The organism is Pseudooctadecabacter sp. (assembly GCF_020627745.1).
In the GTDB taxonomy this organism is placed as follows: domain Bacteria; phylum Pseudomonadota; class Alphaproteobacteria; order Rhodobacterales; family Rhodobacteraceae; genus Octadecabacter.
In genome coordinates this window covers 42,666-66,759 of the sequence record NZ_JAHDGE010000009.1, presented here as the reverse complement: position 1 = coordinate 66,759, position 24,094 = coordinate 42,666, and the positions used below count along the sequence as shown (strand labels likewise).

At 59.7% G+C, this 24,094-nt stretch carries 26 protein-coding genes and 1 tRNA gene; 13 read left to right on the top strand and 14 right to left on the bottom strand.

The window, feature by feature from the left end:
- Positions 1-1,118 (bottom strand): Zn-dependent hydrolase (locus tag QZ653_RS06410; protein ID WP_412765998.1); only part of this gene is annotated, 1,118 nt, incomplete at its 3' end.
- Positions 1,119-1,280: 162 nt separating this feature from the next.
- Here QZ653_RS06410 and QZ653_RS06405 point away from each other — a divergent pair.
- Positions 1,281-1,886, top strand: coding sequence for a TetR family transcriptional regulator C-terminal domain-containing protein (locus tag QZ653_RS06405; RefSeq protein ID WP_296418678.1), 606 nt, complete (start codon positions 1,281-1,283; stop codon positions 1,884-1,886).
- 49 nt (positions 1,887-1,935) lie between these two features.
- Here QZ653_RS06405 and preA read toward each other — a convergent pair whose 3' ends face one another.
- A complete protein-coding gene (gene preA, locus QZ653_RS06400; protein ID WP_296418677.1) occupies positions 1,936-3,240 on the bottom strand; it encodes an NAD-dependent dihydropyrimidine dehydrogenase subunit PreA in 1,305 nt (434 codons plus the stop codon).
- Positions 3,241-4,575: an NAD(P)-dependent oxidoreductase gene (locus QZ653_RS06395; RefSeq protein ID WP_296418675.1), complete on the bottom strand. Its 1,335-nt coding sequence runs from the start codon at positions 4,573-4,575 to the stop codon at positions 3,241-3,243.
- Positions 4,576-4,750: 175 nt separating this feature from the next.
- On the opposite strand from QZ653_RS06395, the gene QZ653_RS06390 reads away from it, so the two are divergent.
- From QZ653_RS06390 to QZ653_RS06360, 7 genes are all read left to right on the top strand, one after another.
- On the top strand, positions 4,751-5,035 hold the full coding sequence (locus tag QZ653_RS06390; protein ID WP_296418673.1) for a DUF1330 domain-containing protein: 285 nt from the start codon (positions 4,751-4,753) through the stop codon (positions 5,033-5,035).
- Between the two features lie 138 nt (positions 5,036-5,173).
- Positions 5,174-8,056 carry a monovalent cation/H+ antiporter subunit A gene (locus tag QZ653_RS06385; RefSeq protein ID WP_296418672.1) on the top strand — a complete coding sequence of 961 codons (2,883 nt, stop codon included), beginning with the start codon at positions 5,174-5,176 and terminating at the stop codon, positions 8,054-8,056.
- Position 8,057: 1 nt separating this feature from the next.
- Positions 8,058-8,402 carry a Na+/H+ antiporter subunit C gene (locus tag QZ653_RS06380; protein WP_296418671.1) on the top strand — a complete coding sequence of 115 codons (345 nt, stop codon included), beginning with the start codon at positions 8,058-8,060 and terminating at the stop codon, positions 8,400-8,402.
- On the top strand, positions 8,399-9,940 hold the full coding sequence (locus tag QZ653_RS06375; RefSeq protein WP_296418669.1) for a monovalent cation/H+ antiporter subunit D: 1,542 nt from the start codon (positions 8,399-8,401) through the stop codon (positions 9,938-9,940). The genes QZ653_RS06380 and QZ653_RS06375 overlap by 4 nt, the downstream gene beginning before the upstream one ends.
- A 1-nt stretch (position 9,941) precedes the next feature.
- Entirely contained in the window at positions 9,942-10,442 is a 501-nt protein-coding gene (locus QZ653_RS06370; RefSeq protein ID WP_296418667.1) for a Na+/H+ antiporter subunit E, read from the top strand.
- Positions 10,439-10,726, top strand: coding sequence for a K+/H+ antiporter subunit F (locus tag QZ653_RS06365; RefSeq protein WP_296418665.1), 288 nt, complete (start codon positions 10,439-10,441; stop codon positions 10,724-10,726). The genes QZ653_RS06370 and QZ653_RS06365 overlap by 4 nt, the downstream gene beginning before the upstream one ends.
- Positions 10,723-11,109 (top strand): Na+/H+ antiporter subunit G, encoded by a 387-nt coding sequence (locus QZ653_RS06360; RefSeq protein WP_296418664.1) that lies wholly within the window; start codon positions 10,723-10,725, stop codon positions 11,107-11,109. Before QZ653_RS06365 ends, QZ653_RS06360 begins: the two co-directional genes overlap by 4 nt.
- On the opposite strand, the gene QZ653_RS06355 is transcribed toward QZ653_RS06360, so the two are convergent.
- From QZ653_RS06355 to QZ653_RS06340, 4 genes are all read right to left on the bottom strand, one after another.
- Entirely contained in the window at positions 11,106-11,873 is a 768-nt protein-coding gene (locus tag QZ653_RS06355) for an IclR family transcriptional regulator (protein ID WP_296418661.1), read from the bottom strand. The genes QZ653_RS06360 and QZ653_RS06355 overlap by 4 nt on opposite strands.
- Positions 11,873-13,279 carry a TRAP transporter large permease gene (locus QZ653_RS06350; protein WP_296418659.1) on the bottom strand — a complete coding sequence of 469 codons (1,407 nt, stop codon included), beginning with the start codon at positions 13,277-13,279 and terminating at the stop codon, positions 11,873-11,875. The genes QZ653_RS06355 and QZ653_RS06350 overlap by 1 nt, the downstream gene beginning before the upstream one ends.
- A 1-nt stretch (position 13,280) precedes the next feature.
- Complete coding sequence (locus QZ653_RS06345) at positions 13,281-13,979, bottom strand: TRAP transporter small permease (RefSeq protein ID WP_296418657.1); 699 nt, start codon at positions 13,977-13,979, stop codon at positions 13,281-13,283.
- A gap of 143 nt (positions 13,980-14,122) precedes the next feature.
- Positions 14,123-15,358, bottom strand: a complete 1,236-nt coding sequence (locus QZ653_RS06340; protein ID WP_296418655.1) for a TRAP transporter substrate-binding protein — start codon at positions 15,356-15,358, stop codon at positions 14,123-14,125.
- Between the two features lie 117 nt (positions 15,359-15,475).
- Here QZ653_RS06340 and QZ653_RS06335 point away from each other — a divergent pair, with 117 nt between their 5' ends.
- The 3 genes from QZ653_RS06335 to QZ653_RS06325 all read left to right on the top strand — a co-directional run bounded on the left by QZ653_RS06335 (position 15,476) and on the right by QZ653_RS06325 (position 18,299).
- Entirely contained in the window at positions 15,476-17,092 is a 1,617-nt protein-coding gene (locus QZ653_RS06335; RefSeq protein WP_296418654.1) for a GMC family oxidoreductase, read from the top strand.
- A 96-nt stretch (positions 17,093-17,188) separates the two neighbouring features.
- Positions 17,189-18,022: a glutathione-dependent disulfide-bond oxidoreductase gene (yghU, locus tag QZ653_RS06330; RefSeq protein WP_296418652.1), complete on the top strand. Its 834-nt coding sequence runs from the start codon at positions 17,189-17,191 to the stop codon at positions 18,020-18,022.
- A 49-nt stretch (positions 18,023-18,071) separates the two neighbouring features.
- Entirely contained in the window at positions 18,072-18,299 is a 228-nt protein-coding gene (locus QZ653_RS06325; protein ID WP_296418651.1) for a hypothetical protein, read from the top strand.
- Between the two features lie 102 nt (positions 18,300-18,401).
- Here the strand turns inward: QZ653_RS06325 and QZ653_RS06320 are convergent.
- Together QZ653_RS06320 and QZ653_RS06315 are read right to left on the bottom strand one after the other, a co-directional pair.
- Positions 18,402-18,477 (bottom strand) — tRNA-Ala (locus QZ653_RS06320).
- Positions 18,478-18,594: 117 nt separating this feature from the next.
- A complete protein-coding gene (locus tag QZ653_RS06315; protein WP_296418650.1) occupies positions 18,595-18,921 on the bottom strand; it encodes a TIGR02300 family protein in 327 nt (108 codons plus the stop codon).
- A 105-nt stretch (positions 18,922-19,026) separates the two neighbouring features.
- Between QZ653_RS06315 and QZ653_RS06310 the strand changes: the two genes are divergently transcribed.
- Positions 19,027-19,716, top strand: a complete 690-nt coding sequence (locus QZ653_RS06310) for a M48 family metallopeptidase (protein ID WP_296418648.1) — start codon at positions 19,027-19,029, stop codon at positions 19,714-19,716.
- Between the two features lie 31 nt (positions 19,717-19,747).
- On the top strand, positions 19,748-20,398 hold the full coding sequence (locus QZ653_RS06305; protein ID WP_296418646.1) for a GntR family transcriptional regulator: 651 nt from the start codon (positions 19,748-19,750) through the stop codon (positions 20,396-20,398).
- On the opposite strand, the gene QZ653_RS06300 is transcribed toward QZ653_RS06305, so the two are convergent.
- The 5 genes from QZ653_RS06300 to QZ653_RS06280 all read right to left on the bottom strand — a co-directional run.
- On the bottom strand, positions 20,395-21,228 hold the full coding sequence (locus tag QZ653_RS06300) for a TerB family tellurite resistance protein (RefSeq protein WP_296418644.1): 834 nt from the start codon (positions 21,226-21,228) through the stop codon (positions 20,395-20,397). The two genes, QZ653_RS06305 and QZ653_RS06300, sit on opposite strands and share 4 nt — an antisense overlap.
- A 150-nt stretch (positions 21,229-21,378) precedes the next feature.
- Positions 21,379-22,767: a dihydrolipoyl dehydrogenase gene (lpdA, locus tag QZ653_RS06295; protein WP_296418642.1), complete on the bottom strand. Its 1,389-nt coding sequence runs from the start codon at positions 22,765-22,767 to the stop codon at positions 21,379-21,381.
- 72 nt (positions 22,768-22,839) lie between these two features.
- On the bottom strand, positions 22,840-23,253 hold the full coding sequence (locus QZ653_RS06290; RefSeq protein ID WP_296418641.1) for an MAPEG family protein: 414 nt from the start codon (positions 23,251-23,253) through the stop codon (positions 22,840-22,842).
- Entirely contained in the window at positions 23,250-23,786 is a 537-nt protein-coding gene (locus QZ653_RS06285; RefSeq protein ID WP_296418639.1) for a hypothetical protein, read from the bottom strand. Before QZ653_RS06285 ends, QZ653_RS06290 begins: the two co-directional genes overlap by 4 nt.
- The coding region (locus QZ653_RS06280) for an MAPEG family protein (RefSeq protein WP_296418637.1) at positions 23,783-24,094 on the bottom strand (312 nt) is incomplete at its 5' end. The genes QZ653_RS06285 and QZ653_RS06280, both read right to left, overlap by 4 nt.

The following is a 24,094-nucleotide window of genomic DNA, read 5'->3' as shown; positions in this document are numbered from 1 at the left end:
GTGGGGTACAAATCGTTGATCCAGCAGGCGTCGTGGCCCGCACCGGACACGATGTCCATATGGCTGTAGCCCAACCGCTCAGCTGCATCGCGCACGGCGCTGACGCAGGCCTCATCGAAGGCGGGCGGGTCGAACTGGCCGACGATCTCGCACGAAAACTCCAGCCCGATGTCTGCGCACAGCTCTGGTGCGCGGTCGTTGAATTCCGCCACCATCGCGTTCAGCTTATCCAGCAGATGCGTGCGCATATCGACGGTGAAGACCACCTTACCGGGGATCACGTTGCGACTGTTGGGGTAGACGTCGATGTGGCCGATGGCACCCACGGCGTTGGGCTGGTTTTTCATCGCGATCTCGTGCACCAGCTCGGTCACCAGCGCCAGCCCGCGCCCTGCATTTCTGCGCATATGCATGGGGGTAGACCCCGTGTGGCTTTCCTTGCCGGTCACCGTGCATTCGATCCAGCGCAGGCCCTGACCGTGGGTGACGACGCCGATATCCTTCCCCTCGGCCTCCAGAATAGGGCCCTGTTCGATGTGCAACTCGAAGAAGGCATGCATCTTGCGCGCGCCGACTTTTTCGTCGCCTTTCCAGCCGATCCGGTCCAACTCATCGCCAAACTTTTTGCCGTCCGCATCTGTCCGGTCGCGCGCCCAGTCAAGGTCATGCTTGCCCGCAAACACGCCGGAGGCCAGCATTGCGGGGGCAAAGCGCGTGCCCTCTTCGTTGGTCCAGTTGGTGACCACAATCGGGTGCTTGGTCTTGATGTCGAGGTCATTCATCGTGCGGATAATCTCAAGCCCGCCCAAAACGCCCAGTACCCCGTCGTATTTGCCGCCCGTCGGCTGGGTGTCCAAGTGCGATCCCACGTAAACGGGCAGGGCGTCGGGGTCCGTGCCCTCACGGCGTGCAAACATATTGCCGATCTCATCCACGCCCATGGTGCAGCCTGCGTCCTCGCACCAGCGTTGGAACAGATGGCGGCCCTCGCTGTCTGCGTCGGTCAGGGTCTGGCGGTTGTTGCCACCGGCGACACCGGGGCCGATCTTGGCCATCTCCATCAGGCTGTCCCACAAGCGGGTCCCGTTGATGCGTAAATTCTCACCTGCTGCTGGCATGACGTCCCCAAGGCTGGCTGCATTATTTGACCAATCGGTCAAACCCACGCTACCAGAGGCCCGGCATCCGTCAAGGATTTTGCTTAACCCTTGGGCAGCTTGCCGTTAAACCCTGCTAAGGCGGGTGTGTTTGCCCAAAAGATGATCAGAGTGAAAACAGCCATGGCCAAGACTGACACACGCATTCAGAAAAAGAACCAGGCCACGATCATGCAAGCGGGGCTTGAGGTGTTTTCACAGTTCGGGTTTCGCGGATCGACCTTGGACCAGATCGCCAAAGCGGCGGGCATGTCGAAACCCAATTTGCTCTATTATTTCAAATCGAAAGAGGCCGTTTACACGGCCCTTCTGGCGCGGCTTTTGGAAAACTGGCTGGAACCGCTCAAGGCAATCGACCGCGATGGTGATCCTGTCGAACAGCTGTTGGGCTATGCCAATCGCAAGCTTGATATGTCCCGAAATTTCCCCCGCGAAAGCCGCCTGTTCGCCAATGAAATCATCCAAGGCGCGCCGCGGATCGGGGACGTTTTGAAGGGCGAACTCAAAGATTTGGTGGATGAGATTGCCGTCGTCATCAACGGCTGGGCGGCGGCAGGTCGGATCAAACCGGTCGATCCCTATCACCTGATCTTCACCATCTGGTCCCTGACCCAACACTATGCGGATTTCGACGTTCAGGTGCGGGCGATCTTGGGCGGTGTTGACCCGTTTGAAGGCGCACAAAGCCATCTGGATATGACCCTGCGCGGACTTTTGCAGCCTACATAAAAATGGGGCCGATACAGCGGTGCACCGGCCCCAGTCACTCAGGGAGACATCATTCCGCGGCCGTAGCCGCCGGATTGTTCGGATGGGTCGTCCAGTTGGCGTAGTCCTTTTCGACGGTCTTGCCCGTGCGCGGATCAACGCTGCCGGGTTCCATCGCGACCATCGAGATGCAGTTTTCCACCGGACAGACATCCACGCACAGGTTACAGGCCACGCATTCGGCGTCGATGACCTCAAACACACGATCCGCGCTCATGGAAATCGCTTGGTGTGAGGTGTCTTCGCAGGCCGCATAGCATCGTCCGCAGGAAATGCAGGCGTCTTGGTCGATCTTCGCCTTGGCAATGTAGTTGAGGTTCAGGTACTGCCAGTCGGTCGTGTTGGGCACCGCCGCCCCGCAGAAATCCGCGATGCTGGTGTGGCCCTTTTCGTCCATCCACTGGGACAACCCGCTGATCATCTCCTGCACGATCTTGAAGCCATAGGTCATGGCCGCCGTGCAGACCTGCACATTGCCGCAGCCCAGCGTGATGAATTCCGCCGCATCGCGCCACGTGGTCACCCCGCCGATGCCCGAAATAGGCAGTCCAGCGGTTTCAGGATCACGGGCGATTTCGCTGACCATGGACATGGCGATGGGTTTGACCGCAGGGCCGCAATAGCCCCCATGGGTGCCTTTGCCGTCGATGCTTGGCTCTGGCGACATGGTGTCGAGGTTCACTGAGGTGATCGAGTTGATCGTATTGATCAGGCTGACCGCATCCGCCCCGCCGCGCTTGGCCGCCGCAGCGGGTTTGCGGATGTCGGTGATGTTGGGCGTCAGCTTCACGATCACGGGTTTGCTGTAATATTGTTTGCACCACCGCGTCACCATTTCGATATATTCGGGCACTTGGCCCACGGCGGCACCCATGCCGCGCTCAGACATCCCGTGGGGGCAGCCGAAGTTCAGCTCAATCCCGTCGGCGCCCGTGTCTTCGACCAGCGGCAGGATGTCCTTCCACGCCTGTTCCTCACACGGGACCATGATCGACACGATCATGGCACGGTCGGGGTAGTCGGCCTTTACGCGCTTGATTTCTTCAAGGTTGGTGTACAGGTCGCGGTCGGTGATCAATTCGATATTGTTGATCCCCAACACCGTGCGGTCCTTGCCATAGATTACGCCATAGCGCGGCCCGTTGACGTTGACGACAGGTGGCCCTTCGGACCCCAGCGTTTTCCACACCACGCCGCCCCATCCGGCCTCGAACGCGCGGCGGACGTTGTATTCCTTGTCCGTTGGCGGGGCAGAGGCCAGCCAGAAGGGGTTGGGGCTTTTGATGCCCAGAAAGTCGGTTGTCAGATCGGCCATTTATGAACCTCCCATCAATGTCGCATGAATATCCATCGCCGCATCGCGGCCCTCGGCCACCGCCGTCACCGTCAGGTCATCGCCCCCGGCGGCACAATCGCCGCCCGCCCAGACGCCCGCACGGGAGGTGCGGCCTGCGCCGGTCACGGCGATCTTGCGCCCGTCGAGTTCCAAACCCCCGTCCGAGGTCAGCGTTTGGCCAATGGCGCGGAAAATCTGGTCGGCGGGCAGGCGAACGGTCTCTCCGGTGCCGCGCAGGGTGCCGTCCACGGTTTCGGTCAATTCCAACTCAATCTCGGCGGCGGATCCGTTGCCATGGATCGCTTTGGGTTGGGCGTTGAACATCAGCTTTACCCCGTGGGATGCGGCCAGATCCTGTTCATAGCGGCTGGCCCCCATGGCGTCGCGGCCCCGACGATAGGCGATGGTCACATTGTCTGCGCCCAGCAATTTGGATTGCACGGCAGCATCCACCGCCGTCATCCCGCCGCCAATCACAACAACGTTGCGACCGACAGGGAGGGAGGACAGATCGTCCGTCTGGCGTAGCGTTTCGATGAACGACACGGCGTCTTCGACGCCATCCTTGTCGGCCCCGTCCACAGACAGCGCATTCACACCGCCCAGACCCACCGCCAGAAACGTCGCCGCAAAGCAACCAACCACATCGTCCAGTTTCAACGCCTCACCCAGCGCCATGCCGGTCTTGATCTCAATCCCGCCGATGGAGCACAGCCATTCGACTTCGCGCGCGGCGAAGTCATCGGTCGATTTATAGGCGGCGATCCCGTATTCGTTCAGCCCGCCGGGTTTTGGCATGGCATCATAGACAGTGACGTCATGGCCCAGCATCGCCAGACGGTGCGCACACGACAGGCCCGCAGGCCCCGCGCCAATGACGGCGACCTTTTTGCCTGTGGGCGCGGCCCTTTCAAACGGCATCACACCCGCCGCCATCACGGTGTCGGTGGCGTAGCGTTGCAGGCGGCCGATTTCGACGGGTTTGCCCTCGGCCAGTTCGCGCACGCAGGCCTGTTCACACAGGTCTTCGGTCGGACACACGCGGGCACACATGCCGCCCAGGATATTCTGGTCAAAGATCGTCTTGGCCGCAGCCTCAGGCGTGCCCGTGGCGATCTGGCGGATAAAAAGCGGAATGTCGATGTCCGTGGGGCAGGCCGTGATGCAGGGCGCGTCATGGCAGAAATAACAGCGGTCTGCGGCAACGGCGGCTTCATGACCATCCAGCGGCGCATGCAGGTCTGTGAAATTCTCGGCCAAGGCCTCTGCGTCCAGGCGCGCGGCGGCAATTCCGGGGGTATAGGGCGAATTCATCGTGGCTCCCGTCGGTTGATAACGGATTCACCTTGGCACAGTTTATTTTTTTATCAAACGGTAAAATTATGAACCAATCAACCCACCCGCCGTTGCCCATGTTTCGATAGACCCCGCGCCGCTTTTGCCTAAACTGGCGGCAGTTTTTGCACCATTCCCAGCCGGAGGCCCCCAGATGCCCACCTACGCCGTTGTCCAAGTCGACGTCAAAGACGCCGATGAATACGCCAAATACGCCGAACTGGCAGGCCCTGCAGTGGCCCAATACGGTGGTGAATTCCTCGCCCGTGGGGGCGCGGTCGAGGTGATGGAGGGCACAACCCGCGCCCGCTGCGTCATCATCCGTTTCCCCGACATGGCCACCGCGAAGGCGTTCTATCACGGACCCGAATACCAAAAGGCGCTGGGTTTTGCGCTGCCTGTTTCGGACCGCGACTATAAATTCGTCGAGGGGCTATAGCCTGTGACATACCCGTTTCTGGGGAGATGACGCGAATTTCGTCGTAAATCATGACGATTTTGGTCGGAATCTCTTGAGGCTGCTCTAATTCTTGCCCAGATAGGGGCAACCTTCAGGCCCCACAGATCAGGAGTTCGCGTGTCCCTCTTCCTTATCGTTGCCTTGCCCTTTCTGGGCGCACTTCTTCCCGGCCTGATGAACTCTGCCGGACGGCAAGCTGTCGGGGGTGTCACATTCACAGTCACTTTGGCCGCCTTTATCGGGCTGATGACCAATCTGCCTGCCATTCTGGCCGGTGAGGTTGTTCAAACCGGGTTCGACTGGTTCCCGCAGCTGGGTCTGAATGTAACCTTGATGTTGGACGGGCTGGGGTTCTTTTTCGCCACGCTGATCCTTGGCATCGGATTGCTGATCATTGTCTACGGTCGCCACTATCTGGCGCGCGAAGACAACATGGGCGAATTCTTCACCTACCTGTTGTTGTTCCAAGGCGCGATGGTCGGCATCGTGTTGTCAGATAACATACTGCTGTTGCTTATTTTCTGGGAACTGACATCGCTGTCGTCCTTCCTGCTTATCGGCTACTGGAAACATCTTGAGGCCGGACGCCAAGGCGCGCGCATGGCGCTGACCGTGACGGGTATGGGCGGTCTGGCCATGATCGGTGGCATGTTGTTGCTGGGCAATATCGTGGGCTCCTATGACCTGTCGGTGATTTTGCAAAATCGCGAGGCCATTCAGGCGGACCCAATGTATGTCCCCGCGCTGTTGTTGATCTTGACGGGCTGTTTCACCAAATCCGCGCAATTCCCGTTCCATTTCTGGCTGCCCCACGCCATGGCGGCCCCCACGCCGGTGTCGGCCTACCTGCACTCTGCCACAATGGTGAAGGCGGGCATTTTCCTGATGGCGCGCATGTGGCCGGTGCTGTCGGGCACGCCCGAATGGTTCTACATCGTCACCACCGCCGGGCTGATCACCATGGTGCTGGGCGCTGTGATCGCGTTGTTCAAACATGACCTGAAGGCGCTTTTGGCGTTTTCGACCGTGTCCCATTTGGGACTGATCACGATGCTGCTGGGCACCGGCACGGCCTTTGGTGCGATGGTCGCGGTGTTCCACATCCTCAACCACGCGACGTTCAAAGCGGCTTTGTTCATGTCCGCCGGGATCGTGGATCATGAAACCAAAACCCGCGATATCCGCATCCTTGGCGGGCTTCGCCACTTGATGCCGATTACGTTTGTCATCGCCACGCTTGGCGCGCTGTCCATGGCGGGCATCCCGCTTCTCAACGGGTTCCTCAGCAAGGAAATGATGCTCAAAGAGATGGAGAAGACCTACCTTTTTGGTCCCGAATGGCTGGTGCCAGCACTTGTGACCTTTGGGTCGCTCATGTCGGCGGCCTATTGCTTCCGTCTGATCGGCCATACGTTTCTGGGCAAAAAGCGGGATCCCGAAAGCTATCCGGCCAAACCCCATGATCCCGGCCCCGGTCTGTGGCTGCCCCCCGCGATCCTGATCGTTTTGGTGGTCGGCATCGGCGTTGCCCCGTTCCTGGTGGAACCCTTCGTGAAACTGGTCACAGCAGCGGTCCTTGGCGGCGTGGCTGAAGTGCCCGACTATCACATCGCAATCTGGCACGGCGTCAACGTGCCGCTCTATTTGTCGATCACGGCCATCGTCGGCGGCCTGATCGTGCTTGCGCTGTTCAAACCCCTGTCCGCCCTGTGGGAAGCCACCCCAAGGCCCGAGGCCAAGACCATCTTCGACGACATCGTCGCAGCGGTGGTCATGTGGGCACGCTGGGCGATCCACCCGCTGCACAACGGCGCCTTCACCCGCTATGCCATGATCGCCACCGTGGTCATCGTCGCCGCCGGCTATCATGCGTGGACAACCGGCACCGTGGCTGACGCCACCCGCGCCGTGCAGCCTGTGGGCTGGGTCGAAGTCGCAGGCTGGGCCATGCTGGTCGCCGCGACCGTCGGCCTTGCGGCCATGCACCACAACCGCCTGCTGGCGCTGATCCTGATCGGGATCGTGGGCCTGATGGTGTCCATCGGGTTTGTCTTCCTGTCGGCACCTGATCTGGCCATGACGCAGATCACGGTTGAGGTGGTGACGATCATCCTGTTGCTGCTGGCGCTGAACTTCCTGCCCAACACCACGCCCGAAGAAAGCCCATGGTACATGCGCGCGCGGGATATGGTGATTGCAGGTGTCGGGGGCCTCGCCACGATGGCGCTGGCCTATCATTATTTGCTGCGCGACGCGGTCTCGTCGCCCATTTCCGAATTCCACCTTGCCAATTCCTACAAGGGCGGGGGCGGCACCAATGTCGTCAACGTGATCCTCGTGGATTTCCGTGGCTTCGACACCTTCGGCGAAATCATCGTGCTGGGCATCGCGGCCCTGCTGATCTACGCGCTGACGGAAACCCTGTTGAGCGGCCCCGTGCGGGCGCGTCTGCTGAACCGTGTGCCGGATAAACCCCTGTCGGGCACGCAGCACCCGATGATGATGGTCGTGCTGACCCGCGTGATGATGCCCGTAGTCCTTATGGTCGGCTTCTACATCTTCCTGCGTGGTCACAACGAACCGGGCGGCGGGTTCATCGCGGGTCTGGTCGTGTCGATCGGTGTGGTGATGCAATACATGGCGTCGGGCTTTGCCTGGGCCGAGGACCGGCAGCGCTTCCCCTATCACGGGGTCATCGGTGCCGGTGTCCTGATCGCGGGCCTGACGGGCATCGGGTCATGGTTCTTCGGCAAGCCGTTCCTGACCTCCGATTTCACCTATGTCCGCATCCCGCCGTTTCAGGAATTCGAACTGGCCACTGCTGCCCTGTTTGATGTGGGCGTCTTCTTGGCCGTCGTTGGCGCGGTGATGTTGTCGCTGGAAAGCTTCTCACGCCTCGCACGGCGTGCGCATGTGAAGGACAACGAACAACCGATGGATGTTGACCCTTCGATGCATGAAGATTTTCTTGAGGCAGAGACCACAAAGGAGGGGGTGTGATATGGAAGTCCTCGTCGCCTCCGCCATCGGGATCATGACCGCCGCTGGCCTTTATCTGGTCATGCGCCTGCGGACGTTCCCCGTGATCCTTGGCATTTCGCTGCTGACCTATGCGGTCAACGTGTTCCTGTTTGCCTCCGGTCGTCTGACCATCGGCGCACCGCCCATCCTGACCGAGGCCGAGGTCTATTCAGACCCGCTGCCACAGGCGCTGGTTCTGACCGCCATCGTGATTTCCTTCGGGATGACCGCCGTGGTCGTGATGATCGCGCTCGGGTCTTATCTGGGGTCCAACGACGACCGCGTGAACGACCCAGAGTCCGTGGCTGAGGAGGACGTGACATGACCCATTGGCTCATTGCACCTGTCATCCTGCCTGCCATGCTGGCCCCCTTCATCGTGCTGGCCGCGCGCTATCATCTGAGCATCCAGCGGGTGTTTTCTGTGGTCGGTGTTCTGGCGCAGATCGCCATTGCCATCGGTCTTTTGTGGGCTGCGTCCGACGGGACGATCATGCTGTATCAACTGGGCGATTGGGCGGCGCCTTTCGGCATCGTGCTGGTGGGCGACCGTCTGTCGACCATGATGGTGCTGCTGACAGCTGTGCTGTCGCTGATGGTTCTGCTTTACGCCATCGGGTCAGGCTGGGATGACCGTGGGCGACATTTCCATGCGCTGTTCCAGTTCCAGATCATGGGCATCATGGGCGCGTTTTTGACAGGCGACCTGTTCAACCTCTTTGTGTTCTTTGAGGTTCTGTTGATCGCATCCTACGGGTTGATGATCCACGCGGGTGGCAACGACCGCCTGCGGGCGGGCGTGCAATATGTGCTGTTCAACCTGCTGGGGTCCACGTTGTTCCTGTTCGCGCTGGGCGCTATTTATGCCGAGACCGGAACGCTCAACATGGCCGATCTGGCGGCAAGGGCAGACCTGATCAGCGCAGATGCATCCGTCGGCATTCGCGTGGCGGCGGTTTTGCTACTGTTGGTCTTTGCCATCAAAGCGGCGCTTGTGCCGCTGCACTTCTGGCTGCCCAGCAGCTATGCCGAGGCCCCGGGCCCGGTGGCGGCCCTCTTTGCGATCATGACCAAGGTCGGCGCCTATGCGATCATCCGTGTCTACACGATCATCTTCCCCCCCGACCTAGAAGTCACGCAGGGCCTGCACGATGTCTGGTTGCAACCGGCCGCTTTGCTGTCGGTGGCTTTGGGCATGATCGGTGTGCTTGCCGCGAAAAAGCTGGACCGTCTGGTGGCGTTTTCGGTGATCGGGTCCATGGGTATGGTGCTAATTGCGATTTCGATGTTCACACCCGAAAGCATTGCTGCAGCCCTGTATTACATTATCCATTCGACCTTGGCGGGGGCCGCACTGTTTCTGATCGTCGATCTTGTCAAAGACAGCCGCGGGTCCCTTGTTCTGCGCGCTATGCCACCAGTGGCGGGGGCCACGGTGACATCGGCCCTGTTTTTCGCAGCCGCCATCGCCATGGCAGGCTTGCCGCCCCTGTCGGGCTTCATCGGCAAGCTTTTGATCCTTGATGCGGCCTTTGCATCCGATATGCAGCCGCTGATCTGGACGGTCATCCTTGCCTCGTCCCTGATCGCTGTCGTGGGGTTTGGACGCGCAGGCAGCACAGTCTTCTGGAAGGCCAAGTCGATCCCCGTGGATGATGACGCGGAGCTTGCCATGCCGCCCGGTGCCATGGCTTATGCTGCGGTCTTTGGCCTGTTGGCGATGTCCGTGGCGCTAACGGTCTTTGGCGGTTTTGTCCACGACTTCACCACCGCGACCGCCGCCCAGCTGTTCAACCCCGAGCCCTATATCTCAACCGTGGTGGACACGCCCGGCAAGCTCAGCTCCCCGACGGAGGGCTACTGACATGACCCGCGCTTTCAACTGGCTGTTTCCCCATCCGTTCCTGACCCTGCTGATGGCCGTGGTCTGGATCTTGCTGCAAAACCAGTTCTCTTGGGGAATGGCTGTCTTTGGCGTGATCCTTGGTGTGATCATCCCGCGCCTGACCGCGCGCTGGTGGCCGGACCGCCCCGCAGGGTTCCGCGTGGGCCGCATGATCGGATATGTGCTGTTGGTGTTGTGGGACATCATTATTGCCAACATCGAAGTTGCCTGGATCATCCTGACCCGTCGCAACAAAAACCTGCGTCCGGCATGGATCGTCATTCCGCTCGATTTACGCGACCCCGAGGCGATCACCGTTCTCGCCGGTACGATTACCCTGACCCCCGGCACCGTGTCGGCGGACATGTCCAACACGGGGCGGCACCTTTTGGTGCACGCCCTTGATGCACCTGACCCCGACGCCGTCCGGGACGAGATCAAAACCCGTTATGAGGCCCGCTTGAAGGAGATTTTCGTATGATGCCCGCCGAGGACCTCATGTCGTGGGGCGTTCTGGTGGCCTTTGCCGCCATCGCCATTTCGCAAGTACTTGCCATGCTGCGGCTGGTGATCGGGCCCGGAACCGGTGACCGGATTCTGGCGCTGGACACCATGGTCGTGAACGCCATCGGCCTGATCGTCCTCATCGGCATCTGGCAGGGCACGCAGTTGTTTTTCGAAGCCGCCTTGATCATCGCGATGCTCGGGTTTGTGTCGACAGTGGCCTATGCGCGGTTTGTGTTGCGGGGGGACATCATCGAATGAACTGGGAAGAGATCGGAACCTATTTCGCCGCCATTTGCCTGTTTGTCGGTGCGTTCTTCGCACTGGTCGGGTCCTTTGGCCTTCTGAAACTGAATGACAGCATGACGCGTCTTCATGCGCCGACCAAGGTCGGCACCATGGGGATCGGAATGCTGCTGCTGGCCTCGATGGTGTATTCGTTTGTTCAGGGGCAGGGGTCGTTCCATGAACTGCTGATCATGGCGTTTCTGTTTGTGACCGCGCCCATTTCCGCAAATTTCATCAGCAAGGTGAATATCCATCGCCGCAGCTGCGACGCCCCACCGGTCGTGCCCGATAGTGAGGAATGGTCGACGTTGGTGCAGCGCGAAGAAGATCAGGTCGCGCAGCCCGCAGATCACTAATCTTGCAGCAAGCTGGCCAGATGTTTGGCCGCGCTGTGCATATCGTCCAGATACTGCAGGGACTTTTTGCGATCGAAACGCACTGTGGGTGCGTGAAACGACAGTGTTGCCACAAGCCTGTTGTTGCCATCCATAATCGGCACGGCCAAGGCGATCATTCCATCCATAAATTCTTCACTGTCCGTGGCAAATCCATCGGACCGCACCTGATTGACCGCCTTGATAAGCGCATCGGCGTCCGTGATGGTGTTCGACGTGCGCGCCTCGAAATCCTCTGCGGCGGCATAGCGCGCCAGATGCGATTTGGGCAGGGTCGACAGATACATCTTGCCGGATGCGGTGCAATAAAACGGGACAGTCGTCCCCACGGGCAACTGGATGCGCAGCGGCCATTCCGTCTCAACCCGTTCCAGATAGATCATGCTGTCGCGGTCGGGCAGGGCGATGTTGCACGTCTCCCCGATTTGCGCACTTAGCTTGCGCAGCACCGCCAGACGGGCCGCACGGATGCGCAACGACGACAGAACGCCCGTCGCCATTCCGCGCAACCGACGGCCAGGCGAATAGGCCCGCCCGTCGATGTCTCTTTGCAGAAACCCTTCGTCCTCCAGCGTGGCAAACAGCCGGTGGATCGTGGGCTTGGGCAGCCCCAACTGGGCGTTGACCTCGGTGGGGGTGACGGGCACCCCCACGCGCGCAATCTCTTCCAGCACCAACAACAGGCGCAGGTTGGTCGGGATCGTATCCGAGGTCTGTCCGTCCATTAGGCTGATGCTCCTCCGCCAAACAGTGCTTGCAGTGTTTCATAGAACCAGCCGCCTGGCAGCAAGGTTTTTGAGATACTGGGCACAAGTGCCACGAGGAACCAGACCGAAATCAGAGCAAACAGATACATGGTCGAATATCTCAGAAGCCTGAAATATGGCACCCCTGTCACCCCCGACGCCACATAAAGGTTCAGACCATAGGGCGGCGTGATGAACCCGATGGACGCCCCCACAAGGAAGACGACCGCAAACTGGATCGGATCAACGCCGACAGAGTGCGCAATCGGGGCCAGGATCGGTGCCAGAATGATCGTCACCGGCAGCGATTCCAGAACCATGCCGGACACGAACACGATGGCCATGGCCGTGAACAGAACGGGGTAGTAGCCGCCCATCGACGTCAGGAACCCTTCAATCAGCTCCTTTGCGCCCAAGGACGACAGGTTCTGCTGCATGACCACCGAAATGGCGATCAGCGGGGCCAGAATGCCGGTGATCTGCGCCGACCGCATTGTGATCGACGGCAGCTCAAGCGGGCCAAAGCCGCGCACGACCACCATCTCCCTGAACCCGCGTTCGTTGATATCGCGTTCCTCGTCGATTTTCATCGCCTTGTAGATCGGCAGGCAGATAAATCCGACCAGCACACAAAAGCCCACGGTCACGCCCGCCGCTTCAGTGGGGGAGAATTTGCCGGTGTAGATGCCCCAAAGCACCAGACCGATGGCAAAGAACCCCAGCCAGCCGCCAAGCGCGGTTTTCATCACGCGCACCGGGTCCAGCCCGATCAGCACGCCCCATTTGTTCATCGTCGAGACGATAAAGGCCGTGATGATCATCGCCAACACCATCAGCGCACCGGGCAGAATGCCCGCGATGAAAAGGTCATTGATGCTGAGATTCATGATGAAGCCGTAGACGATAAAGATGATCGACGGCGGGATAATGATCCCGACCGTACCACCAGCCGCCGCTGTGGCGGCCGAAAAGCGCGGGTCGTAGCCGCCCTTCACCATCTCAGGGTGCAACATAGACCCGATGGTCGCCGTGGTGGCCGAGTTCGACCCCGAGATGGCCGCAAACAGACCCGACGCGCCGATGGCCGCCATCGCCAGACCGCCGCGCAGCCAGCCAAGGCAGGCATAGGCAAAGTCCGACAATCGTCGCGCGATGCCCGCACGGTTGATAAGGTCCCCGGTCAGGATAAACAGCGGCATCGCCAACAGGGCAAAGCCGTCGGTGAACACATCCGACAAAGCCGTGCCGATGTTGACCAGCGGCTGGCCCAGTGCCAGCGACGTGCCCAGCACCCAATAGGCGATGACCAGAAAGACAGGCATGCCCAGCATGAACATGACGGTCACGCCAATGGAAATCAGTGTAACAGCGGTTGACGTATCCATTTTACTGACCTCCCAACACGGCTTGCTCGATCAGCGGACGACCGTTTCGGTAGTTGCTGATGTCATCAAAAAGGTTCTGAAACACCCGTGCTGACAGCAGCACGAAGGCCAAGGGCAGGGTCGCCATGAACCACCAGACGAACACATCATCTGTGCCTGTCACGATCATAAAGTTGTTGCCCGCATTGGCCATCACGCCCGTTGCTGTGACAATCACCAGCAGGCAAATGCCCCACCACAACACAGCATCCAGCATCAGCAGCGCAAACTGCGGCAGACGTGGCATTTTTGACCGGAATTCCGAGAATGACAGGTGCGTGCGCAGCCGCACGTTATAGCTGCATCCGGTCCAGGTCATGATCAGGAACAGATAACCGGGGATCGTCGTGGACCACGGGAATTGTTCGGAAAAGACAAAGCGGCGGATGACTTCGACAAAAATGATCGCGCCGATCAGAAGGTAGGACACCACCATCAATGTGGGTTCCAGATTACGCTCCACCCGCGGCACAGCGCGGTACAACAGGGCGATCAAAAAGCCCCCGATCAAGGTCGTTAGGGTCCCCCACAACCAGACACCATCGCCGCGCAAGGCGGACCTTAACCGGAAGAAATCCGGCTCATTGAACGTGAAGACATCGCCGATGATCTTGCCCAGTTCGGCGTAGATCGTGACGGTGCCATTGATTGCCTCTAGCATCAGTGCCCCTCCCAAGGTTGGTGCTGTTCCCGTAGCACCACTGTGCGCCGTTTCGCGGTCCGGCGTCTATAAATAGATTGATAAGAAAAGGGGCGGCGGGCTGATGCCCTCCGCCCCGATTGTTTGGCTTATCGAAGGACCGCTTATGCGGACTTCCACCAGCGACGTGGTTCCACGTTCTCAGCCAGTGTGTGGTCGTTGCCGTTACGGACCAGGTCATAGATTTCCTGATACGTGTCGCGACCACCGGCCCAGCCGTTGATCCGCTCGCGCCATTCTTCCCAAGCCGCAGGCTGGAATTCAGGGGAGCACATCTCTTCCGCTTCGCGACGGGCTTCGTCGGTCAGGAAGGCAGGCTTCACGTCGTTTTCGTCAAAGATCGTGCCAGGCATGACCGGATCAGAGAAACCAACCGTGTTGACCAGGGCTGCTTCGTTGGCCGCCTGCACGTGAACCTGTGCCAGATAGGCAGATTCCATGATGGCGTCCTGCAGATAACCTTCCATCGCATCAAAGACAGAGGCGTTCATGCCGGTGTGCTCTGTGCCGCAGAAGAAACGCAGGTCAACGGACTGTGTCACAGCAGGCGACATGTTGGCGTAGGCCACGGCGGATGCCCATGTCTCGGCGCCGTCGATCAGACCGGTGCGCAGTGCGTCGAGGGTCTCTTCCCAGGCCACTGGCACTGGGTTCAGGTCCATCAACTCCATCGCGATGCGACCCAGCTGTGTGCCGGTCACGCGGTTCTTGGTGCCAGCCAGCTCGGTGATCGAAGACACGAGAGGCTTATCCGCAAAGGAGTTACCCATCTGCAGGCCGCGCAGTTCGCAGTGGCTGAAGAGGAACTTCAGGCCGTGACGCTCTTCCAGCGGGTTGCGCAGCAGGTCCATGGACTCAGGCGAGTACAGGAAGTGATACTGGTCAGCCCGGTTACGGAACATATACGCGTAGTCGAGAACGTTCAGGTAAGGTGTGGACCCGGCAGAGTTCTGCGTGGACGCAGAATACATGTCGATCACACCCAGCTGGGCTTTCTCAGCGCAGGACAGCTGACCACAGATCTGGTTGTCGCCGATGAACTCAACACGGATTTCGCCGTCTGTCCGCTCTTCAAGATCAAGGGCGAACTGGATCACGCCAGCACGTTCGATCAGCAGGTTTTGTGCGTTGAAACCAGCCGCACCCAGCTTGAGCATATGCTTCGGCTCTTTGGCGAATCGCTTCTCGTATGTTGATTCGGCAGCCTTCGCGATGTTCGGCAGCGTGATCGCACCGGTCAGGCCAGCGGCCCCCATCACGACAGACGAAATGCCGTAACGGCCTGTTAACTTGAACAGATCACGGCGTGAAATGGTGCTGAGCACCTTTGATACTTTCATTAAATTTTCCTCCCTAAGGCAAGATTGATACTTGCAGTCTCAATATTGGGGCGCATTATTGCGTTGTGGCAAGGAATTTTTTCATTTGGCACAAAATTTAGGCGGGAGACCTCAAACATGGAAAACCTAGAAGCCGACTATATTGTCGTGGGCGCAGGCTCTGCTGGCTGTGTGGTGGCCAACCGTCTGAGTGCCGATCCAAAGACCAAGGTGATTCTCCTTGAGGCCGGTGGTCGTGACCTCAACCCATGGATTCACATCCCGGTGGGGTATTTTAAGACCATTCATAATCCGTCTGTCGACTGGTGTTATAAAACCGAACCCGATCCCGGCTTGAACAACCGGTCCATCGAATGGCCGCGCGGCAAGGTTTTGGGCGGCTCGTCCTCGCTCAACGGGCTTTTGTACGTGCGCGGACAAAGTCAGGATTACGACCGCTGGCGGCAGATGGGCAATTCCGGCTGGGGCTGGGATGATGTGTTGCCGCTGTTCAAACGGGCCGAAAACAACGAACGCGGCGCGGATGAATTTCATGGCGACCAAGGGCCACTGTCCGTCAGCAACATGCGCATCCAACGTCCCATCACGGATGCATGGGTCGCGGCGGCGCAGGCGGCGGGGTATAAATTCAATCCTGACTACAATGGAAAGGATCAGGAAGGGGTGGGTTTCTTCCAGCTGACGACCCGCAATGGCCGGCGCTGCTCGGCGGCTGTCGCCTACCTCAACCCTGTGAAATCTCGTGAAAATTTGCGGATTATCACCCACGCACAGGCCGACAAGATCATCCTCGACGGTAAACGCGCCACGGGCGTTTTGTACACCGACCGTAAGGGCAATCAGGTAAAGGTCACCGCGCGGCGCGAAATCATCGTCTCGGGCGGGGCCATCAACTCCCCCCAGTTGCTGATGCTGTCCGGCATCGGCGCGCCCGATGAACTGGCCGAACATGGCATTGACGTGGTGGCGGATTTGCCCGCAGTGGGCAAAAACATGCAAGACCACCTGCAGGCGCGGCTGGTCTATAAATGCAACGAACCGACGCTGAATGACGAAGTGTCCAGCTTGATGGGACAGGCCAAGATTGGCCTGAAGTACCTGATGTTCCGTGCGGGTCCCATGACTATGGCCGCCAGTCTGGCCACCGGTTTCCTGAAAACCCGCGACGATCTGGATACGCCCGACATCCAGTTTCACGTCCAGCCCCTGTCGGCCGAAAATCCCGGCAAAGGGGCCGACAAATTCTCGGCCTTCACCATGTCGGTCTGCCAGTTGCGCCCCGAATCGCGCGGTGAAATTCGCCTGAAATCGAGCAACCCACGCGAATATCCGGCGATTGTCCCCAATTATCTGTCCACCAAGACCGACTGCGACACCGTGGTTGCGGGCGTGAACATCGCCCGCAAGATCGCGCGACACGCCCCGTTGACCACAAAAATTTCCGAAGAATTCCGGCCACATAGCAGTCTCGATATGGACGACTACGGTGCCACGCTGGATTGGGCACGCAACAACACCGCGTCCATCTATCACCCCACGGGAACCTGCAAGATGGGGCAGGGCAAGGATACAGTTGTGGACGACCGGCTGCGCGTGCACGGCATTGCAGGGCTGCGGGTGGCTGATTGTTCGATCATGCCCGAAATCGTGTCCGGCAATACCAACGCTCCGGCCATCATGATCGGCGAAAAATGCAGCGATCTGGTTCTTGAGGATGCCGTGACGGTGGCCTGATCGGCTTCACGAAAATCTCAGTGATTCTTTTGCCTGTTCCCATTGCTCTCGGGCTGCGGCCCGTTAGCTATGTCCTAAGACAATAGGGAGCTTACCATGACATACACGCCACCAAAGGTCTGGACTTGGGACAGTGAAAGCGGCGGCAAGTTTGCCAGCATCAACCGACCCATCGCGGGCGCCACCCATGACAAGGACCTGCCAACGGGCAAACACCCGCTGCAACTCCACTCCCTCGCCACCCCCAACGGCGTCAAAGTGACTGTTATGTTGGAGGAACTTCTGGCCGACGGCCACGCCGCCGAATACGACGCATGGTTTGTCGACATCAACGAGGGCGATCAGTTTTCCAGCGGTTTTGTGGATGTGAACCCCAATTCCAAAATCCCCGCCCTGTTCGACAAGTCCACCGGCGTGCGGGTCTTCGAATCCGGCGCGATCCTGCTGTATCTGGCGGAAAAATATCGCGCCTTCCTGCCACGCGATATCGAAGGCCGGACCGAAACCTTGAACTGGCTGTTCTGGCTGCAAGGCTCCGCACCCTATCTGGGCGGCGGTTTTGGCCACTTTTACGCCTATGCGCCCGAGAAATTCGAATACCCCATCAACCGCTTCGCGATGGAGGCCAAGCGCCAGTTGGACGTGCTGAACCAGAACCTTGAAGACCGCCGCTATCTGGCCGGTGACACCTACACGATTGCGGACATGGCGACGGCCCCATGGTACGGCGCGCTGGTGAAGGGGCTTGTTTACGACGCTGCTGAATTCCTCGATGTGGCCAGCTATGAACACGTCAACCGTTGGGCGGACGATGTCATGTCCCGCCCCGCATTCCAGCGGGGCCGAATGGTGAACCGCGCATGGGGGGAACCGCACGAGCAGCTTCGCGAACGTCACGATGCAAAAGATTTCGATGCGTTAAAGACATAAGTAACTGATTTAACATAGATAAAAAACTCGCAAAATCCGGAACCTTTTCGTGTCCCATGCGTTTGTGGGCATGACGTACGAGATTGATATGATGCGTTGGCATTGTGATGCCGGCTTGCGTTTGGAGCAGCAACGGCGTGAAGCCGAAGCGCTGATCTTAGATTGTGAAATCATGCGCATCAATGCGTTCCGGATGCAGGCGGCCTCGCGCAAAATGAAAGACGGCACACGTCTTGCCCAGTCCCTGATCGAAAGCTCCCGCTCGATCCTTCGCTAACTCGATATCTATCCTGCGCCTGCAAAGCCGTCCCTCGTGGGCGGCTTTTTCGTCCGCACCCATCAGGGTCAGATCCGGCGAACATTTAAATTAAGAAAGGTTTGGTGGAGCATAGCGGGATCGAACCGCTGACCTCCTGCATGCCATGCAGGCGCTCTCCCAGCTGAGCTAATGCCCCAAACCATAGGGTGTTGCCGGTCTGGTATCCGCTGATAGGCGGCAATGGCAACGAGGTGCTGATTACGCAGCAGGGCGGGCGAGATCAAGAGGGATTCTCGCCCTGAAACCCGATTTCTTAAGAATCGTCGTCCGGTGCGGCAACGTCGGCAATTTCGTCCAAAGACACATCATCGTCGTCATCATCTTCCAGAACATCATCACCCAGATCGACGTCTTCGTCGTCGTCGTCATCCAGAACCAGATCGTCCTCGTCCGCCGCCTCTTCTTTCATCTTTTTGGTCTGCGCATCTTCCGCGTCGGCGACCATGGTGCGGGTCTTGCCGGTCTCGACCGTGACGACTTCGCCGGTGTAGGGGCTGACGATGGGGTCAGCGTTCAGGTCATAAAACCGCTTTCCGGTGGTCGGGCAAACGCGCTTGGTTCCCCACTCTTCCTTAGGCATATGTTCTTCCTTTGAGCCGTGCGGCCACTTGGCCGGATCGTCGCCAACTGCCATAACACCTTGAGGGTGTCAAAGGGTTTGGCACGTGAATACTGAAAGGCGGATATGGGCTGTTTGATCCTTGATGGCAACCCCCCTGTGGAAGTCCTGCTGCGCCGCTCTGCGCGGGCGCGCAGGCTCAGCTTGCGGATCTCGCGGCTGGACGGGCGCGCGACGCTGACACTGCCCCCACGGGTGCCCGAACGCGAAGGAATGGCCTTTCTGCGTGACCGCGAAACATGGCTGCGCAGACACCTCGCCGATATCGCGCCGGAAACCCCGGTGCGGATCGGCGGCAGCGTACCGTTTCGCGGTGAACCGCTGGCGATTGTGGCGGGGGATGTCAAACGGGCGCGGTTTGGCCCACAAGGGCTGATCGTGCCCCCGGAGGCCGAAAAGGTCGGCACGCGGGTCGCGGCGTTCCTGAAACTTCAGGCGCGCGATGCGCTGGCCGCGGCCTCTGACAGGTATGCCGCCGCCTTGGGTAAACCTTACGGCCGGATAGCCTTGCGCGATACGCGGTCCCGCTGGGGGTCGTGTTCATCTGTGGGCGATCTGATGTATTCATGGCGGCTGGTGATGGCTCCGCCGCAAGTCCTGGACTACGTCGCCGCACATGAGGTCGCGCACCTGCAACATATGGATCATTCACCGCGTTTCTGGGCCACTGTGGAACGCCTGTTCCCAAATCACAAAGCCTGCCGTGCGTGGTTGAAAGACCACGGTGGCAGCCTGCACCGCGTCCGTTTCGATTGACCGCGCGCGTGGTTGTGATCACAACGGTCCCATGTTGATCCAGTCCAAAGCGACCGAACCCACAGGGGCCGCCCATGATCGCGTCTATCGCGCCCTGCGCCTGCGCATCATGCACGGAGAGGTCCACCCCGGCCACGCCCTGACCCTGCGTGGCATCGGCAAGGATTTCGGGGTGTCCATGACCCCCGCCCGTGAAGCCGTGCGCCGTCTGGTGGCCGAAGGCGCGTTGTTTCTGTCGTCTTCCGGGCGCGTATCGACGCCCGAACTCAGCAACGAACGCATTGAGGAACTCGCCACCTTGCGCGCGCTTCTGGAACCGGAACTGGCCGCGCGGGCGCTGCCACGGGCGCACCTTGCGCTGATTGACCGGCTTGAGGAGATCAACAACCGCATCGCGCCTGTCATCGCGCGGCAGGACGCGCCGGGATACATTCGTCTGAACCTCGAATTTCACCGCACGCTGTATCTGCGCGCGCAGGCCCCTGCGATGTTGGCCATGGCGGAAACGGTCTGGCTGCAACTGGGCCCGACCATGTCCAAACTTTACGGACGTTTGCGCCGCACCGAAACCCCGCGAAATCACAAGCTGATCCTGGCCGCGCTGAAGGCAGGTGACGAAGCAAGCCTGAAATTGGCGGTGCGGTCCGACGCCACGCAGGGCCTTCGGATGCTGAAGGTCTAGACCGTTTGCAAATGGGCGGAAATCCGGTTCAGCGCGCCGCGAAACGCCTCCGCCCCGATCATCATGCGCTGTGCCAGATCAGACACCACAGCGTATTCGCCGGGATGAATCTCACCATCGGCGACCGCGATATTTAACGCAGCCTCCAGCACGATCTGCCGGTCCGCTTGCGATAAATCCTGTCCCACCTGCGCCAGATCGTCAGGCGATGGATCAAGCTGCTGCAAAAGCGTAGACACCTGTTCGATGGAGTACCCCTGACCCGTCAGCCGTGTCAGGATGCTGGAAATCTGATAAATTTCACGATCATGAATTTGTCCGTCCGCAACGGCCACCTGCGACATCGCTACGAGGGAATGAATGGCCAGATTATCCGGTGCCACCCCCCGCACGCGGCGCCCGCGCGGCAGCATGGACATCGCGCGAAGCAGCAGGCCGATCCCACCGGCGATTAACCACGCATGACCCCACGCCAGATCTGCCAAAGACACGCGGGGCGTGGCGGGGACAGACGGGTCAATAAAGCCGGCCGCTTGTAAATCGGCAAGGTTCTCTGCCGTCAGATCGCGGTAGCTGTCAGACGCGCAGCGATCCGTCGCCAGCGCATATCCTTCAACGATCGTATAGACCGGCACAAACAAAACATGCATGTAATCAACAAGATGGCAGAGAGCGATGGCCTGACCATCGCCCGGGCTGGGGATCGTTGTCTCGGCTACAAAACGAAGATCGGTCCCGTATTTACCGGCGCCTGCTGCAACAGGGCTGGCCGTGAATGCAGCAACGGCAAGGACAAGGGCGGGAAGGGTCTTAAGAAAAATCTGACGCATGGATCACCTGAAATCACGGTTAACGCGTTCAGGTTGTAAAGACGGCTTTGGGCGAAGATGTGGCGCGGGGGCGTCAACTCTGCGCCGTTGCGAACACGCCCGCCGCATCCTGTTCAGGAGGGGCGGGCGGCAGTCTGGTTCCCCAAAGGGTCAGGAGTGGATCGGACCGTCCCCGCAGGCCAAAGCAGCCTCGCGCACAGCTTCCGAATAGGTCGGATGCGCGTGGCATGTGCGCGCCAGATCTTCGGCGGCAGCCCCGAATTCCATGGCGACGCAAATTTCATGGATCAGATCACCCGCCATTGGCCCGATGATATGCGCCCCCAAAATCCGGTCCGTCGCTTTGTCGGCCAGAATTTTGACAAAGCCATCGCCGGCAAAGTTCGCCTTGGCGCGGCCATTCCCCATGAAACTGAATTTGCCGACCTTGTAGGCGCGGCCCTCATCCTTGAGCTGTTCTTCCGTTTTGCCGACATTCGCGACCTCAGGGTGGGTGTAGATCACACCGGGGATCACGTCGTAGTTCACATGGGGTTTCTGACCGGCGATGCCTTCGGCGCAGGCCATGCCTTCGTCCTCGGCCTTGTGGGCCAACATGGGGCCGTCGATGCAGTCCCCGATGGCATAAATCCCATCCACGGAGGTTTTGTAGTGACCATCGGTTTTGATCTGGCCACGCTCTGACATCTCGACGCCCAAGGCATCCAGACCAAGCCCGTCGGTGTAAGGACGGCGGCCGGTTGCCACCAGCACCGTGTCCGCATCAAGGGTGTGTTCGCTGTCGTCACTGCGCATCTTGTAGGTGACGGTGGCCTTGCCCCCCTTCACATCCACGCCCTGCACGGCGGCCCCCATGACAAATTCAAGCCCTTGTTTTTTCAACAACTTCTGGAAAGTTTTCTGCACCTCACCATCCATGCCGGGGGTGATGACGTCAAGGAATTCGACAACCGTCACCTCGGCACCCAGACGTTTGTACACAGACCCGAGTTCCAGCCCGATCACGCCCGCGCCGATCACGACCATCTTCTTGGGGACTTTGCCCAGTTCCAGCGCGCCGGTGGAACTGACGACGGTTTTTTCGTCAATGTCGACACCCTTGAGCTGTGCCACATCGGACCCTGACGCGATGATGATGGTCTTGGCCTCATGCACGTCGTCGCCGACCTTGACCTGACCCGCAGCGGGGATGGACCCCCAGCCTTTCAGCCAGTCAATCTTGTTCTTCTTGAACAAGAATTCGATGCCCTTGGTGTTGGTGCCGATCGTCTCTTCCTTGTAGGACAACATCTGTTTCCAGTCGACCGATGGCGATTTGCCCTTCAGGCCCATGGCCGCGAAATTATGTTCTGCCTCATGCAACATGTGGGTGGCGTGCAACAGTGCCTTGGACGGAATACAGCCCACATTCAGACAGGTGCCGCCCAACGTGTCCCGGCCTTCGACAACGGCCGTTTTCAAACCCAGCTGCGCGCAGCGGATGGCGCAGACATAGCCGCCGGGGCCGGAGCCGATGATGATAACGTCGTAGTTTGCCATGGGTCGTGTTCCTTTGTTGGTCGCGCCGGGGGCCAGCCCCCGGACCCCCGGAGTTTTCCGGGCCAGATGAAGTTAGATCAAGGTTGAGATAAGCATGATGACGGTCGCAAGAAACCCCACGAACCAGATGTAGGACCGCCACGGGGCCCAGCCGAAGTAATAGGCCGGAATATAAAGAACGCGCGCCGCCAGATAGGCGCAGGCGCAGGCAGCCGTCAGCACGGTGTTCTGTCCGCTTAATTCGACCACAGCGACGGCTAGCGTGAACAGGATCAGCGCCTCGAAATGGTTGTTCATGGCGCGCGCCAGACGACCGGTTTTGGTGGACAGCTGTTCCAGCATGGTTTTGCCGCCCATCCTGTCGGGATCACGGGGTGAGGCGGTTTTGCCAACCCCAAGTTCGATGTTCGCAGGCACGGCCATCAGGACGAATTGCACCGCTTGCAGCAGCCCCGAGAGGGCGAGGATCGTGAGTTCAATGGTCATGCGGCGATCCTTGCGGCAGCTGCGATTTGTTCGGCTTTGGCAGCAAAGGTGCCGGTGCGGGCTGACGGGTGGGGGGCCTGCACATGCGGCACGTCGAAGTGGCGCAGCACGCGGGCGCTGTCGTGACCAAGGGCCACGGGGCGGCGGCCCATCAGTTCATGACGTCCGACCGCATCAAAGGACGCGCGTGCGTGGGCGGGGGGGATGGTGCTGCTGCGTTGGGGGGTGAGCAGGTGAAAAACGGGCGTGATGTAGATATCCGCACGGGTCAAATTCAGCAGGCCCAGAACAATGTCCATGACGCGGTTGTAGGGATTGTCGGGCAGGTAGCCCTGTTCGGTCAGGACCCTGCGGTGCTGACGCACGGAGGGCGCATCCAGCCAGTCTTTGGAGATAAACATCGGCCCCGACAGGTTGCCCGATGTCATCTGAATGGGGCAGACATAGTCGCCGTCAAACCCCTCATCCGCCAAGGTCGGATAGCCCGGCAGGGCAAAGGCCCGACGGGCCGCTATGGCGGCGGCATAGGTCACAGCAGCGGCAGCGCCATCATCGCGAGGCCAGCGAGGGACGCAAACCACGCCACCGACCGCACCAGCGGGATACCCGAGGCATAGGCGGGGATGTAGGCGATACGCGCCCAGAAGTAGACCGCAGCACCTGTGGCGGTGGTCGACGTGCTGGCGTCCGTCAAGGCGATGATCACGGCGAGAATGATAAAGGCGGGCAGGGTTTCAAGATAGTTGCGCAAGCTGCGTTCGATGCGCGCCGCAATGACATTCTGATCGCGGTCCTCGTCCTGCGGCCCAAGCGCCCAGCCGAGGCCCTTGGACAGGTCGGA

Bases quoted from the DNA above. Each gene is read 5' to 3' on its own strand.
- QZ653_RS06290 (WP_296418641.1), bottom strand. From the start codon at position 23,253: ATGACCATTGAACTCACGATCCTCGCCCTCTCGGGGCTGCTGCAAGCG.
- QZ653_RS06350 (WP_296418659.1), bottom strand. From the start codon at position 13,279: ATGGATACGTCAACCGCTGTTACACTGATTTCCATTGGCGTGACCGTC.
- QZ653_RS06345 (WP_296418657.1), bottom strand. From the start codon at position 13,979: ATGCTAGAGGCAATCAATGGCACCGTCACGATCTACGCCGAACTGGGC.
- QZ653_RS06310 (WP_296418648.1), top strand. From the start codon at position 19,027: ATGGGCTGTTTGATCCTTGATGGCAACCCCCCTGTGGAAGTCCTGCTG.
- QZ653_RS06315 (WP_296418650.1), bottom strand. From the start codon at position 18,921: ATGCCTAAGGAAGAGTGGGGAACCAAGCGCGTTTGCCCGACCACCGGA.
- QZ653_RS06335 (WP_296418654.1), top strand. From the start codon at position 15,476: ATGGAAAACCTAGAAGCCGACTATATTGTCGTGGGCGCAGGCTCTGCT.
- QZ653_RS06375 (WP_296418669.1), top strand. From the start codon at position 8,399: ATGACCCATTGGCTCATTGCACCTGTCATCCTGCCTGCCATGCTGGCC.
- QZ653_RS06360 (WP_296418664.1), top strand. From the start codon at position 10,723: ATGAACTGGGAAGAGATCGGAACCTATTTCGCCGCCATTTGCCTGTTT.
- QZ653_RS06365 (WP_296418665.1), top strand. From the start codon at position 10,439: ATGATGCCCGCCGAGGACCTCATGTCGTGGGGCGTTCTGGTGGCCTTT.
- lpdA (WP_296418642.1), bottom strand. From the start codon at position 22,767: ATGGCAAACTACGACGTTATCATCATCGGCTCCGGCCCCGGCGGCTAT.
- QZ653_RS06370 (WP_296418667.1), top strand. From the start codon at position 9,942: ATGACCCGCGCTTTCAACTGGCTGTTTCCCCATCCGTTCCTGACCCTG.
- QZ653_RS06300 (WP_296418644.1), bottom strand. From the start codon at position 21,228: ATGCGTCAGATTTTTCTTAAGACCCTTCCCGCCCTTGTCCTTGCCGTT.
- QZ653_RS06390 (WP_296418673.1), top strand. From the start codon at position 4,751: ATGCCCACCTACGCCGTTGTCCAAGTCGACGTCAAAGACGCCGATGAA.
- QZ653_RS06305 (WP_296418646.1), top strand. From the start codon at position 19,748: ATGTTGATCCAGTCCAAAGCGACCGAACCCACAGGGGCCGCCCATGAT.
- QZ653_RS06340 (WP_296418655.1), bottom strand. From the start codon at position 15,358: ATGAAAGTATCAAAGGTGCTCAGCACCATTTCACGCCGTGATCTGTTC.
- preA (WP_296418677.1), bottom strand. From the start codon at position 3,240: ATGGCCGATCTGACAACCGACTTTCTGGGCATCAAAAGCCCCAACCCC.
- yghU (WP_296418652.1), top strand. From the start codon at position 17,189: ATGACATACACGCCACCAAAGGTCTGGACTTGGGACAGTGAAAGCGGC.
- QZ653_RS06355 (WP_296418661.1), bottom strand. From the start codon at position 11,873: ATGGACGGACAGACCTCGGATACGATCCCGACCAACCTGCGCCTGTTG.
- QZ653_RS06405 (WP_296418678.1), top strand. From the start codon at position 1,281: ATGGCCAAGACTGACACACGCATTCAGAAAAAGAACCAGGCCACGATC.
- QZ653_RS06395 (WP_296418675.1), bottom strand. From the start codon at position 4,575: ATGAATTCGCCCTATACCCCCGGAATTGCCGCCGCGCGCCTGGACGCA.
- QZ653_RS06380 (WP_296418671.1), top strand. From the start codon at position 8,058: ATGGAAGTCCTCGTCGCCTCCGCCATCGGGATCATGACCGCCGCTGGC.